At 64.2% G+C, this 13,739-nt stretch carries 10 protein-coding genes and 2 pseudogenes; 5 read left to right on the top strand and 7 right to left on the bottom strand.

The window, feature by feature from the left end:
• Positions 1-30: 30 nt before the first annotated feature.
• Positions 31-432: a response regulator transcription factor gene (locus HZI36_RS11655; protein WP_179402800.1), complete on the bottom strand. Its 402-nt coding sequence runs from the start codon at positions 430-432 to the stop codon at positions 31-33.
• A 398-nt stretch (positions 433-830) separates the two neighbouring features.
• Between HZI36_RS11655 and HZI36_RS11650 the strand changes: the two genes are divergently transcribed.
• On the top strand, positions 831-1,202 hold the full coding sequence (locus tag HZI36_RS11650; protein WP_179402799.1) for a BON domain-containing protein: 372 nt from the start codon (positions 831-833) through the stop codon (positions 1,200-1,202).
• A 150-nt stretch (positions 1,203-1,352) separates the two neighbouring features.
• Here HZI36_RS11650 and HZI36_RS11645 read toward each other — a convergent pair whose 3' ends face one another.
• Entirely contained in the window at positions 1,353-1,760 is a 408-nt protein-coding gene (locus HZI36_RS11645) for a DUF3331 domain-containing protein (RefSeq protein ID WP_179402798.1), read from the bottom strand.
• Positions 1,761-1,952: 192 nt separating this feature from the next.
• Complete coding sequence (locus HZI36_RS11640) at positions 1,953-3,503, bottom strand: PAS domain-containing protein (RefSeq protein ID WP_179402797.1); 1,551 nt, start codon at positions 3,501-3,503, stop codon at positions 1,953-1,955.
• A 273-nt stretch (positions 3,504-3,776) separates the two neighbouring features.
• Between HZI36_RS11640 and HZI36_RS11635 the strand changes: the two genes are divergently transcribed.
• The 3 genes from HZI36_RS11635 (at position 3,777) to HZI36_RS11625 (ending at position 7,896) form a co-directional block, all read left to right on the top strand.
• Positions 3,777-4,415: a response regulator transcription factor gene (locus HZI36_RS11635; protein ID WP_179402796.1), complete on the top strand. Its 639-nt coding sequence runs from the start codon at positions 3,777-3,779 to the stop codon at positions 4,413-4,415.
• A 108-nt stretch (positions 4,416-4,523) separates the two neighbouring features.
• The gene (locus HZI36_RS11630) at positions 4,524-5,471 is read left to right on the top strand and encodes an aldo/keto reductase (protein WP_179402795.1); all 948 of its coding nucleotides are present in this window, start codon (positions 4,524-4,526) and stop codon (positions 5,469-5,471) included.
• A gap of 616 nt (positions 5,472-6,087) precedes the next feature.
• The gene (locus HZI36_RS11625; protein ID WP_179402794.1) at positions 6,088-7,896 is read left to right on the top strand and encodes an ATP-binding cassette domain-containing protein; all 1,809 of its coding nucleotides are present in this window, start codon (positions 6,088-6,090) and stop codon (positions 7,894-7,896) included.
• Here the strand turns inward: HZI36_RS11625 and HZI36_RS11620 are convergent.
• The 4 genes and pseudogenes from HZI36_RS11620 to macA all read right to left on the bottom strand — a co-directional run bounded on the left by HZI36_RS11620 (position 7,893) and on the right by macA (position 12,587).
• Positions 7,893-9,338 (bottom strand): efflux transporter outer membrane subunit, encoded by a 1,446-nt coding sequence (locus HZI36_RS11620; protein WP_179402871.1) that lies wholly within the window; start codon positions 9,336-9,338, stop codon positions 7,893-7,895. The two genes, HZI36_RS11625 and HZI36_RS11620, sit on opposite strands and share 4 nt — an antisense overlap.
• Before the next feature lie 10 nt (positions 9,339-9,348).
• Positions 9,349-10,563 (bottom strand): annotated as a pseudogene (locus HZI36_RS27505) (ABC transporter permease); the annotation flags it as partial.
• A 149-nt stretch (positions 10,564-10,712) separates the two neighbouring features.
• Positions 10,713-11,397 (bottom strand): annotated as a pseudogene (locus tag HZI36_RS27500) (ABC transporter ATP-binding protein); the annotation flags it as partial.
• Between the two features lie 2 nt (positions 11,398-11,399).
• The gene (gene macA / locus HZI36_RS11610; RefSeq protein ID WP_179402870.1) at positions 11,400-12,587 is read right to left on the bottom strand and encodes a macrolide transporter subunit MacA; all 1,188 of its coding nucleotides are present in this window, start codon (positions 12,585-12,587) and stop codon (positions 11,400-11,402) included.
• A 343-nt stretch (positions 12,588-12,930) separates the two neighbouring features.
• On the opposite strand from macA, the gene HZI36_RS11605 reads away from it, so the two are divergent.
• Positions 12,931-13,716 carry an ABC transporter substrate-binding protein gene (locus HZI36_RS11605; RefSeq protein WP_179402792.1) on the top strand — a complete coding sequence of 262 codons (786 nt, stop codon included), beginning with the start codon at positions 12,931-12,933 and terminating at the stop codon, positions 13,714-13,716.
• The last annotated feature ends 23 nt before the right edge of the window (positions 13,717-13,739 follow it).

Genomic DNA, 13,739 nt, shown 5'->3' with positions numbered 1-13,739 from the left:
CGTGATGCGAGCCGATCCGCGGCGGCGAGCCTAACTCGCGCGCAGCGGCCACGCGTTGCCGGAACGCGGGCCCAGCGCGCGGACGATCGATTCGAGCAGGCACGAGCCGTCGAACGGTTTCGGCAACACGCGGCACCATCCGGCGAGTTCGGCCTGTCTGACATCGGGTTCGTCGTGGCTCGCGCTGATCAGGATCACCGGTATCCGCGCGTCCTTGTCCCTGACCTGATGAATCAGCTCGACGCCGCTCATCGCCGGCATGTCGAGATCGGTGATCAGGCATTCGGTCACGTCGAAATAGAGCGAGTGCAGGAAGGCTTCGGCGCTCGGGAACGTATACGCGAAATAGCCGCAGGATCGAACGAACCCGCCGATCGCTTGCCGGACCGATTCGTTGTCGTCGACCACGGCAATCACATGCGGCATGTTCATCGCGTTTTTCCGGCGGACGGGCCGCGGCCGGAACGCCGGAAGCCCCTGCCATCGACGATACAACCGCCCGGCCGAAACGGGCGTCACACCAACGTATGGGGTGTCGCCATGCGTGCATCTGGAGGTTGCGCGCGCATCCGGTTTGCGTCGACGTTGGTGCGCGGGCGGGGGGGGCGGGCGGGGGGGCGGGTGGGGGTGCGAATAGCCCGGACCTGTCGGGAATCAAATGAGTTAAAGTACACGAGCCGATTTCCCGGCAGCGGTGCGTGCACTGTGCATGAGCGGACGGTTGGCCGTATCGCCCGTGACGTCGGCGTCGAAGCAGCGAGAACGTAAAACACTGAGCCCACCCGGCGCGCGTGTTGCGCGCCCGGTCCCGAAGCCACAAAGGAGAGAGCATGAAGTCGATCGTGTTGAAAGCACTGGGCGCGGCGGCGCTCGCGCTGTGCGTATCCGGCAGCGTCTACGCGCAGGCGAGCGCGCCTGCATCGCCGGAGGCACCGGCCGCGACGAAAAGCGATGCGAAAGCTGCCGCGAAGGCCGCGCGAAAGGCCAACCGCAAGCTCAGCTACGCGGTGCGCAAGGCGATTGCCAAGGGGAACGGCGTCGACGTGTCGAATCTCGTCGTCCGTGCGAGGGGCGGCGCCGTGACGTTGTCGGGCAGCGTGCCCGACAACGCGCAGATCGAGAAGGCGGAGGCGGCGGCGAAGGGCGTGCCGGGCGTGACGTCGGTCAACAACAAGCTGACGATCACGAATTCCCCGGCTTGATACCCGGGGCATTGAAGCCGTCTGCGTCACGATGAAAACGCGCGGCCCGGCTCGATCGCCGGGCCGCGCGTTCGTTCGTTATCCGGAGCGGCGAAGTGGTGGAGTGGTGGAGTGGTGGAGCGGCGGAGTGGCGGAGTGGCGGCGCGCGGGTCAGCGGGCATTGCGCGGCTCGGCCGCATCTTTCAACGGAACGGCTTCTATCACGGAAGCGAGAATCATCGCGTCGAAGTTGCGCGGCACAGGATGGACGAGGCGAGGGCGGTATATCGGGTCGCCTTTCGCGATGCGTTGCCCGCTGATGGCGCAGACGCCGTTTCTTCTCGCGATGCAGCGCCGCCAGATCTGCTCGCCGTAGCAGCAGGCGGTCGCGTCCATCCACGCGACGGTCGCGCTGGTGGCGGCCTGGCGCTCCAGTATTCGGATCGAGCAGCCGTGGTACGCGTCACGGCGATAGCCGGCGTGAATGCGATCCCGCTGCGGTGCCGGCGGGCGCTCACCGGCGCCGACGAGCGCCATCGTGTTGCGCCAGACCCGGTCGATTGACACGGCCTCTTGCATTGCATGCTCCGTCACGCGGCCCATCGGGCGTTCGCGTCGTTGCGCGACTGATCGGCACCGGGCAGCAAGCCCGCCTCGACAGGATCCTAGCCGGATGAACGGGAGCCTGCCATTACATATTGCTGGTATGCGCGCGTCGGCCGTCGGGCCCTCGTGCCGTCGGCGCCGTCGGAGGTCAGCCGTCGGTGCCGCTCAGGCTTGCGTCACGTGCGGCGTCCCGCCGGATGCGACCGGCAGGATCACGCTGAACGTGGCGCCGACGCCGGCATTGTTGGACGCGGTGAGCCGGCCCTCGTGCGCTTCGACGATCGAGCGGGATACCGCGAGGCCGATGCCCATGCCTTTGGTTTTCGTCGTCACGAACGGGTTGAAGATGCTGTCGCGCTCGACGATGCCCGAGCCGTTGTCGACGACTTCGAGCAGCATGGTCTGCGTGTCGAGCGGTTTGGCGGTGACGATGATCCTCGGTGAGCGGCCCGTATTCTCGGCCGCTTCTATTCCGTTCGAGATCAGGTTGATGAGCACTTGCTGTATCTGGATCTGATCGACGAACACGGGCGGCAGATCGTCCGGAAATTGAAAGACGATGTCGGCGCCGCGCTTGTGCTCGTCTTCCCGGAGCAGCCGCACGGCTTCGCGCACCAGATTCCGGATGTCGCGCGCCTGCTTCTGGAACGATTGCCGCTTGAACAGCGCGCGAATGCTCTGCATGGTGTCGGCGGTGGAGCGGGCGTCGCGGATCAGGCTTTCGACCGACACCGTCGCCTCGGGCAGGTTCGGCGGACAGGCGGCCAGCCAGCGCCGGCAGGCCTGCGCATTCGCGATGACGGACGTCAGCGGCTGATTGAGCTCGTGCGCGATCGACGCGGACAATTCCGCGACCGTCGCGATTTTCGTCGCCCGGGCCAGCTCGGCCTGGGTCTGCCTGAGGCGGGCCTCCGCCATCTTCCGGTCCTGTATGTCCCAGCTCACGCCGACCCATCGGAGGATTTGTCCGCGGGTGTCCCTGACCGCGCGGGCCCGGCACAGAAACCAGCGGTAGACGCCGTCCGCGCGCTTCAGGCGAATTTCGAGCTCTCCCGGATCGTCGCCGGCCCGGAGGGCGTTCCAGTACACGCCGTGGGCGGCCGTGTCGTCCGGATGTACGGCACCGTGGTACGCGTCGCCCGGCCGCGTTTCATCGATGCCCGTGTAGTCGCGGATGCTCGGGCTCAGATAGTCGATGCCGCCGCCCGGCCCGGCGATCCACACGTGGCCCGGAAACAGGCTGCCGATGGTTTCGAGCGTCTGGTTTCGCTGGCGAAGCCGTTCCTGCAGGCCGATGTGCCGGTCGATGTTCCAGTGCATCCCGAATACGCGGACGACGTTGCCGCACCGGTCGCGCTGCGTGTTGAGCACGGCGGCGAACCATTCGTATTTTCCGGAGGCCGACCGGTAGCGGCATTGGTATTCCTGTGTTTCTCCGGTTTCTTTCGCGCGCGCGAATGCCTGGTTCGGGATGTCGACATCGTCGGGATGCGTCAGCGTAAACGGCGCACGGAGGTCGTCCAGGGTCAGGCCGCTGTAGTCCAGGATCGCCTGACTCATGTACTCGAGCTTGCCGTCGCCGGTTCTCGACCAGATATAACGGCTGAGCTGATCGATCGGAAGATCGAACGGCAGGTCCGCCGAGCGGGCCGTCGGGCGGGGCCGGCCCGGGCGCCGGGACGCGATTCCGGCGCACAGCCACGACGCGGCGGACACCGCGACCGCGATGGCGGCGACTCGAGCGGAAGGTGGGATTCGCATGGTAAGCAGGCTATCCTCGAGAGGCGCGGCGCATGGTTCCTGCGGTCGCCGGCGCCGACGCGGTCGATGATACGAGCTTTCGTGGGACATATGCCATCCCGCGATCCGCCGCCGCGCTTTCGGCCGTCGATCGTCATGCCTATAATTTTTCGGCATGCCCGCGCGTGCGACGTATTCACGGAACGTTGGCGCTCCGGGCCGGGTTGGCGCAGCGACAGAGGAAATCGCATGGAATCCGTCGATGAGTGGATTTACGTCGTGGACGACGACGAGCGCGTGCGCAATGCGCTGTCGGCATTGCTGCGCGCGAATGGCAGAAACGTCCGCTCATTCGCGTCCGGGCGTGAATTCCTGAGCGCGCCGCGCCCGGACGCCGTTGCCTGCCTGATTCTGGACATGAAAATGCCCGGCATGAGCGGGTTGGAAGTCCAGCGGTTCGTCACCGGCGATACGCAGATTCCCGTCGTGTTCGTCACCGGAAGAGGCGACGTCCCGTCGACCGTGCTGGCAATGAAGGGCGGCGCGGTCGATTTCCTGACGAAGCCCGTCGACGAGCAGGCACTGATGCAAGCCGTCGATGCGGCGCTCGCGAAGGCACGCGAGCTGCGTCGCGACGTGGCCGAAGCAACGGTCCTTCAGGCGCTTTACCTGACCCTGACGCCTCGCGAGCGGGAGCTTTTGCCGTTGCTCACCAAGGGCCTGCTGAACAAGCAGGCGGCTGGAATGCTTGGCATTACGGAATATACCGTCCAGATCCATCGCGGTCGCATCATGAGAAAGATGCGGGCGGACTCGTTCGCGACGCTGGTCAGGCAGGCGAGCAAGCTGCAACTCGACGAGCCTCCCGCGACCGCGTCCGATGCCTGACCGAACGGGCATCCCGATGACGACTGGCGGATGGCGAGGCAGGCAACGAAAGAATCTGGAAGAATGAGGCCGGTCGATTCGACGCAACGTAAAGACAGGAGACGAAAGATGTCACTACGCTCACTCGGCACGTCCGACATTCAGGTATCGGCGCTCGCGTTCGGCGGCAACGTATTCGGCTGGACCGCCGACGAAAGCACGTCGTTCGCGCTGCTCGACGCGCTCGCCGACACCGGCATCAACTTCATCGACACGGCCGACGTATATTCCGCATGGGCGCCCGGCCACAGCGGCGGCGAATCGGAGACGATCATCGGCAAGTGGCTGAAGCGTTCGGGCAAGCGCGAGCACGTCGTGATCGCGACGAAGGTCGGCTTTCTGGCGGCGCGCGCGGGGCTGTCGAAGGCGAACATCCTGAAGGCGGCCGACGATTCGCTGCGCCGCCTGCAGACCGATTACATCGATCTGTATTTCTCGCACGGCGACCTGGCGGACACGGCGCCGCTCGAGGAAACGCTTGGCGCTTACCAGACGCTGATCGACGCGGGCAAGGTGCGGATCGTCGGCGCATCGAATTACAGCGGCGAGCGGCTGCGCGAGGCGGCCGACGTCAGCCGGCGCAACGGCTTGCCCGCCTATCGCGTGATCCAGCCTGAATACAACCTGTACGACCGCGCGGCGTACGAGCGCGATCTCGAGCCGGTCGTCGGCGAGCTGAAGCTCGGCGTCGTCAATTACTACGCGCTGGCGAGCGGCTTTCTGTCGGGCAAGTATCGTTCCGAGGCGGACCTGAAGAAGAGCGTGCGCGGCGAGGGCGTCGCGCGGTATCTCGACGATCGCGGGCGCCGCATCCTCGCGGCGCTCGACGACGTGTCGAGCAAGCACGGCACGCAGCCCGCGGCCGTCGCGCTCGCCTGGCAGATCGCGCGGCCGAGCATCACCGCGCCGATTGCGAGCGCAACGACGCTGGCGCAATTGAAGGTGCTCGGTGAGGCGATGCGTGTTCAGCTCGATCAGGAGGATATCGGGCGGATTGGCGAGGCGAGTGCGGTTTGACGAGCGGGCGGGGCGGACGGCGGCAATGGCGCCGCCCGGAGGCGAGGGTGTGTCCCGTACTTTTGTGTCAGCGGATCCGTGATGGTGTTTCGACCGCGGATCCGCAGGTATCGCCGGTGAGTCTGTCAATGTTCCGTGCGATCGAGCGGATCGCGAAGTATTGACGCGATTCGCTCGGAAAAGTTGTCCGGATAAATTTGGAACATGTTTTCTCAAAAAGCGATCCGTGGATGCAATATAAATTGCAAAGTCGCCAAAATTATTTGATAGTCAATTCTCAAAAGTAATAGTCCTCATCGATAGTTTTCCAAAAATTGATCTTCCTATTGGCGTGACAGGAGGTGTGCGTTTTTGTCGCATCGGGCCAATTCTTGCCTGAAATGACGAGAGCCCTTCGAACTGTAGGGCTTCCGGCGTGGGCATCTCTCCTTTTCCGGTTCGTTTGCAGAAATTCGGCGTTTTTCTTTTCGCAATATTTATATATTCTTTCGTTTGTATTTCGATTGCGAAATCTGATCTCGAGACCTGGCTCCTGAAGTTCTCCGGAGCGCGATCCTCGATCGTCGAGCATTTGAAGTTTCGTCCACTACGTGCCCTTGCGGGCTGATTTGTCGCCATGAAAGCCACGAATACCCTGCGCAATCTCGGCGAGGCATTGTCGCTGCTATGGCGCGCGGCGCCGCGCGCGCTGAGTCTCGCGATCGTGTCGAATCTCGTCGTCGGCGTCATACCGAGCGTGCTGCTCTATCTCAACGCGCAACTGATCGAGCGCCTCACGTCCAATGCGGCCGCCGCTGCCGTCATGGCGCTCGTCATCGCCTACTTCATTCTCGGCGGCTTTCACGATGGATTGAACGCGATATCGAGTTTCATCGTGGACGCGCTGCGCGATTCGTCCCGGATGCTGTTGAAGCGGGATGTGAACGCGATCGTCGCGACGTTCCCGAGCCTCGATATCCACGAGGATGCCGAGTTGCGCGAAACAGCGATTCTCGCGGCCAACGCGAGCGACGAGGTGGGCGACCTCGTCCTGCATCTGTATGGCGTCTGCGTCGGGACGGTGATGATCGTTCCAATTCTGTTGCTGACGGGGCAGACGGCGTGGTGGATTCCTTTCCTGATGCTGGCCGGCATGGTGCCGACCGTATTGTTTCGCGCACGGGCCGAGCGCGAAAGCTGGGACGTTCAGGAGCATCATGCGGCGACGTTCAACGAACTGCGCATTCTCGAACGGATTCTGACGCAGCCCGAATTCGCCAAGGATATGCGCATCTATCGAATGCAGGAACGTCTGCTGACCGCGTGGCAGGCGCTCTACGGCAACTATCTGGAGACCATCAGGCGGGTGCGCATGCGCAACGCGCTCAAGCTCACCGCGACGTCGATGGTGGCGAGCATCTGCCTCGGCGTACCACTTTACGTCGTCATCGACGGATTCCAGCTCGGCCAGTACAGCATCGCCCAACTGGCGTTCCTGCTCGGCGCGCTCGTTCAACTGAAGGAAGGGTTGGCATCGGTCATCTTCAACTTCGGCGATCTGTTGCGCGTTTCATATGCCGTTCGTCCGTTCCGTACGCTGGTTGCGCTTCGCGCTGCCGAGCGGAAGCGGGCCGCCGACCATGCCTGCCGGCGGCCGACGACGCACGAAACGTCGGCGGCCGAATGCTGCGTGACGTTGCACGACGTCGGGCTGCGATACCGCGATGCCGAGTGCATGGCCGTCGACCGGATCAATCTGACGATTCGCAATCGGGAGATCGTCGCGATCGTTGGCGAGAACGGCGCAGGCAAGACGAGCTTGCTCAAGTTGTTGAGCGGGCTCTACGAACCGACGACCGGGAAGCTCGCATGGTCGACGGCAAATGATCCCCCGCGTGTGGTCGGCGTGTTTCAGGACTTTGCACGCTTTCCGCTCGACGTGCGCGAGAACCTCGTCGCGAGCGATGGGCGGCAAACGGAGGAATGTCTGCGAGCGGTTGGCCTCGAGTTCCTCGGCGATCGTCCCGATACACGTTTGACTACAGAAATACCAGGTGGAATCGACCTCTCGGGCGGACAGTGGCAAAGGCTGGCCATCGCGCGTGCGATGGCGCACGCCGGCGAGGCCGACCTGCTGGTCTTCGACGAACCTACATCGGCGCTTGATCCGGAGTCGGAGGCGGGCATCATGCGGCTTATTCTCGAGCTCGCCGAGCAACGGACTGCCGTGATCGTCAGCCATCGACTCGCGCTGACGCGGTTCGTCGATCGCATCGTCGTGCTCGACCATGGCCGCCTCGCCGAGGAGGGCACCCACGACGAACTCATCGCGCGCAACGGGAAATACGCGCGAATGTTTCATAGTCAGGCGATGTTCTATCAGGAGAGCGTGCAGGGTTCGGAGGTTTTTGTACGGCAGCGCTCCGAGAAACCTTGTAGAAATTAACCTGAATCGGGCCGGCGATCGCCGCCGCCCAGCGCCTTATATAAATTCATCCGGTTGTTGAGGCGACGCAAGCGGTTCAGTGCGTCGGCACCCTGCGCGTCGCGCAGCCGCTGCTGCGCGTCGAGCCACGGCTGCACGCTCGTCGCGCCAGCTGTGAATCGGGCTCGCGCGAGCGTTTCCGCGCGCCGTGCCTGCATGAGCGCCAGCGTGCGTTGTTCGCCTTCGCGCTCGAGTTGCACGCGTGCTGACAATGCGTTTTCGACCTCGCCTAGCGCGGTGTACAGCCGCTGGCGGAATTGGACGACGGCTTCCTCGTATTGCGTCTGCGATACCCTGATCTGCAACTGCATCGTGTTCCACTGGATGAACGGAAGTGCAAGGCCGAGGCCGAGCGTTGCGATCGGGTTCGATAGCACGCGCTCGAGATCCGCGCTCGATGCGTCGACCGAACCCGTCAGCATGAACGACGGGTAGAAGCGGGTACGCGTGACGTCGATGTTGGCGAGCGATTCGCGCAGCCGAAACTCCGCCGCGCGCAGATCAGGACGCCGTCCGAGCAGGTCGGCGGGTAGGCCGGCCGGCACCACCGGCGGAGGGAGGTCCGGCAGTGCGGCCGGCTCGGCGGCCCATGCCTGCGGCGGACGGTCGAACAGGATCGCGAGTGCATGACGGGTCTCGGTACGCTGCTGGATCAGTTGCGTCTGGGCCGCGCGCTGTGTGGACAGGCTTTGCTCGGCCTGCACGACGTCGAGCCCGGACGCCGCACCCGCCGCGTGGCGCGCGCGTATGAGTGCGAGCGTGCGTTTCGCATACGCGATGTTCGCGTCGCCGAGCGCGATTTGCTGGTTCAGATAGCCTGTCTGCCAATACAGCGCGGCCGTTGTGCCGATCAGCGAGAGTTGCGCCGCGTCGCGGTCGGCTTGCGTCGCATCGGCTTCCCAGCGCGCCGCGTCGCGCTGCGCGGCCAGCTTGCCCCAAAGGTCGAGCTCATAGTTGAGCGAGCCGGACAGATTGCTCGCGCGCGATGTTCGATGCGAATCGAGTGCGCGCAATAGGCTTCCGTTGCCGCCGAGTGCCGCGGCCGGCGTCAGGTTGGTGGCGACAAGGCCTGCTTGCAACTGCGCGCGATAGACGCGGATCGCGGCGGCGGCGAGGTCGTTGTTGGCGATAAGCGCGTCCGCGATCAACCGGTCGAGCACGGGGTCGCCGAAATCGCGCCACCAGAGGGTGGGCGCCAGTGCGGTTTCGGGACGATCGAATAGACCGAAGAGGGCGGACGGAGGTGTCCGTGCCGCGTCACCGGCCGCGTCGTGTACGGTCCAGTGCGCGGGCATATTCACGGTCGGCGGCGGCTGAACGCGTGTGTTCGCGCAGCCGGCGAGCAGTGCTGCGGAGCATGCGAATGCAAGCAGGCGGTGGGGGGCGGTCGGCGTGCGGAGCATCATGACGCTCTCAATCGCGCGAGAGCGCATCGATCGGATTGAGCCGCGCAGCGTTGCGCGCGGGTATGAAGCCGAACGCGACGCCGATCAGCGTCGAGCACAGAAACGCCGTGACGATCGGCGCGATGGAGTACACCATTTTCCATTGGGAAACGAACAGCGAGAAGATGAAACGCGTGCCGAACGACAGCCCGATGCCGATCGCGCCGCCGAGCAGGCACACCATGACGGCTTCGACGAGAAACTGTTGCATGATGTCGCTCTGCCGCGCGCCGACGGCCATTCGGATGCCGATTTCGCGCGTTCGCTCGGTGACCGACACGAGCATGATGTTCATCACGCCGATTCCGCCGACGACGAGCGAGATCACGGCGATCAGCGACAGCAGCAGTGTCAGCGTCCGTCCGGTTTTTTCCGCCGTTTTGACCACGTCGTTCACGTTGTACGTAAAGAAATCCTTTCGACCGTGGCGCTGCGTCATCAACTTCACGAGATTGTTTTCGGCGGCCGTGCTGGGTTGACCGTCGCGTACTCGGACGATGATGCCGTCGAAATGGCGTTGGCCGAACAGTCGGCTGCTCGCCGTCGTGTAAGGGAGCCAGACGTTCAGATTCTTCGCGTCGCCGAACGTGCTTTTCTTGTCCGCCGTGACGCCGATGACGACGCACGGAAGGTTGTCGATGAAAATCACCGCACCGAGCGGATTCGGATGGGTTCCGAACAGCTTGCGGCGCGCGTTCTGATCGATCACCACAACTTGCGCCTGACGACGGATGTCGTCAGGGCCGAAACCGATGCCTTGCGCGAAGCTCATTCCGCGCACCTGGAAATAGCGTTCGCCGACACCGTTTACGAGCGCGTTCACGTCGATGTTTCGGTAGCGCAGCAGAAGGCTGCGCGACGTCTCGGGCGTCACGCCGTCGATGTAGTGCTGCTCGGCGAGGGTGGTCACGTCGGCCGGTACGAGCGTCTGGATCATGTTCGCCTGACTGTCTCCCCAATCCTGGCCCGGATAGATGCTGATCGTGTTCGTGCCGATACTGGCGATCTCGTCCAGTACGTAGCGCTTCGCGCCTTCGCCGATCGCGACGATCGACACAACCGACGTGATGCCGATGACGATGCCGAGCATCGTGAGTATCGTGCGCAGCCGGTGCGACACGAGCGCCAGCCATGCGATCCGGAATGCATCGATGAAGCGGCCGACGCTGGCAGACCAGCGGCGCGTAAGCGGCGTGGGTGGCGAAAGCGGCGTGCGGGGAGAAATCGGTGAGTCCACCGCATCGGTTCGCGTTTCGCTTGCCGCGGATGCGCTTGTCGGCACCGTTGCATTGCCGGTCCGCGATACGGCGGCCGGGCTATCCGTGACCGGCGTGTTCGGCCGGTCCGCGACGATTTCACCGTCGTGGATTTCGATGATTCGGCGCGCATGTGCGGCGACATGCGCGTCGTGTGTGACGATGATCACCGTATGCCCGAGCGCGTTCAGCTCCCGCAGGATCCGAATCACGTCCTGACCGCTTTTCGAATCGAGCGCGCTCGTCGGCTCGTCGGCGAGGATCACTTCGCCGCCGTTCACCAGGGCGCGTGCGATGCTGACGCGCTGCTGCTGTCCGCCGGACAACTGGCTCGGCCGGTGCCCGGCGCGTTCCTCGAGCCCGAGTCGCGCGAGCAGGCGTTCGGCGTACGCGCGGCGTACGGTCGGCGTTTTGCCCGCATAGATGGCCGGCATCTCGACGTTCGCCGCCGCGCTCAGGTGCGGCAGCAAGTGATAGCGCTGGAATATGAAGCCGAAGCGCTCGCGCCGCAATTGCGCGAGCTCGTCCTCGCCGAGATCGCGGGTTTCGCGACCGCCGATTCGATAGCTGCCGGCGCTCGGATGATCGAGGCAGCCGAGGAGATTCATCAGCGTCGATTTGCCTGAGCCCGACGCGCCGACGATCGCGACGATTTCGCCCGCGTCGATCGACAGGTTGACGTTCTTAAGCACGACCACCTGCCGGTCGCCGGCGGGAAAGCGTCGCGTGACGTCGGTGAGTTGCAGCAGCGGTCGGGTCATCGTCAGCGCCCCGGGCCGGACGCGGTGTCCGCGATATCCGCCGCGTCGCCGATCACGACGCGCTCGCCCGTCTTCAGCCCTTCGCGCACCTCGACCTTCACGTTGTTGTTCAACCCTGTGAGAACCCGGCGCGTAACGACCTTGCCGTCGTCACCGACCACGCGCACTTCGTACCGCCCGTCCGGCGCCATCGCGCCCAGCGCGGCGACCGGAATGCTGAGTGCCTGCTGCACGGTGCCGAGCAGCACGCCGACCTGCGCGGTCATCGAGATGCGCAGCCGGTGGTCGGGATTCGGCACCTCGAACAACGCGTTGTAGAACACGGCGGTATTGGGCCTGGACGAACCGCCACCGATGCCGCCGAGCGCATTTTGCGCGTCGAAAAAGTTCTGCGGCGCGGGCTCGATCGCGCGCAACTTGCCGTAGTAGCGTCTGTCCGGTTCGCCGAGGATCGTGAAGTACGCAGTCTGGCCCGGACGCACATGCATCACGTCCGCTTCGGACACCTGCGCCTTCACGGTCATCGTGTCGAGCTCGGCGAGCTTGAGGATCACGGGCGCCTGCTGCTGCGCGATCACGGTCTGGCCTTCCTGCGTGACGATCGCAACGACCGCACCATTCATCGGCGCGACAATCCGCGTGTAGTCGAGGTTGGCCTGCGCGGTCTCGGTCTGGATGCGGGCCGCGCGAATTTGCGCGTCGAGCGATGCGAGGCTCGCATGCTGCACGTCGTGTGCCGCCTTCGCCGCTTCGTAAGCTTGCCGAGAGGTTGCATCGTCCCGCAGCATCAGCTGCTGGCGGTGAAACTCGAGGTCCGCCTGCACGAGCAGTGCAGCCGTCGCGCGTTTTTGCGCGGCGAGGTTTTGCTCATTGGTTTGCGCTTGGCGCAGCGCGTTTTGCGATAGCACGGGGTCGATTTCCGCCAGCCATTCTCCCTTTTTGACCTTGTCGCCGAGCCTAACCTTCAGCGATTTGAGTTGACCGGATACCTGCGCACCGACGTCGACCTGCTTGAATGCCTGCAGCGTGCCTGTCGCGAGCACGGCGTTCTCGAGGTCGCTGCGTTCGACCGTCGCGGTCAGGTATTGCGGATGTTTGTCCGACGCGAGCGAGCGCCAGGCGAGCGCGGCGAGCAGAACGACGACGAGGCCGGTCGCTGCGCGACGCCAACGGCGGGACGAATTCCTCATGGGCGTGATAGGTATCGAGCGGTACGGTTGGACGACAGTAATTAAATTGAAATTATGATGTTTGAATAATGAAATGTTGAAGAGTTCACTGTGGGCCGCGCCGGACGTCCCAGTCCAGCAGCATAGACCGCCATAAAATTCCACCACCAGGCGCCAAACACCCGCCGCGCCTATCCGCGTAAACATCACCCCACACCCGCTTGCGCACAAAATTTAAGCAGTCTAGACTGCTTTCCGGCTTCTCCAGAACCCCAACCCGTCGCGCATCGCGAACGCCAGTCGCGACAGCTCGATGAACCGGCCGCGCGCCCATCCGCCGCGCCGACACCACAAAGGAAAAAACATGAACCGGATCGCAAAGTTTCTCGCCGCCGCGCTCGCGTTGGCACCGCTCGCCTCGTTCGCGCAGGACACGTCGACGATTCGCTGGGGCATCGATCCGACCTATCCGCCGTTCGAGGCGAAGCAGCCCGATGGCTCGCTCACCGGCTTCGACATCGATCTGCGCAACGCGATCTGCGCGCAGCTGCACGCGAAATGCGTGTGGGTCGAGCAGGGCTTCGACGGCATGATCCCCGCGCTGACTGCGAAGAAGTTCGACGTGATCATGTCCGCGATGACGGCCACCGACGAGCGCATGAAGCAGATCGACTTCTCGAACAAGCTCTATGCGTCGCCGGGCGCGCTCGTCGCGCCGGTCGGCTCGAAGCTGCAGCCGACGGTCGCGTCGCTCGTCGGCAAGCGCATCGGCATCGATCAGGGCACGACGCAGGAAACCTACGCCAAGGCCGAATGGGCGCCGAAGGGCGTGACGATCGTGTCGTATCAGACGCAGGACCAGGTCTACGACGATCTCGTCAACGGCCGCCTCGACGCGACCTTCCAGGACAAGACGCAGGCCGGCTACTCGTTCCTGAAGACGCCGCGCGGCAAGGGCTTCGCGTTCGCCGGCGGCGACGTGACCGATCCGCGCATCACCGGCTACGGCGTCGCGATGGGGCTGCGCAAGGGCGATGCCGACCTGAAGGGCCGCCTGAACCAGGCGATCGCCGCGATCCGCGCGAACGGCACGTACCAGAAAATCGCCGCGAAGTATTTCGACTTCGACATCTACGGCGCGAAGCAATGAATTTATTTGACGACAGGCAAGCC

It is taken from the genome of Burkholderia guangdongensis, assembly GCF_013403875.1.
GTDB lineage: Bacteria > Pseudomonadota > Gammaproteobacteria > Burkholderiales > Burkholderiaceae > Burkholderia > Burkholderia guangdongensis.
Note: the sequence above shows the minus strand (reverse complement) of the source record. Positions and strands in the feature narration are given on the sequence as shown.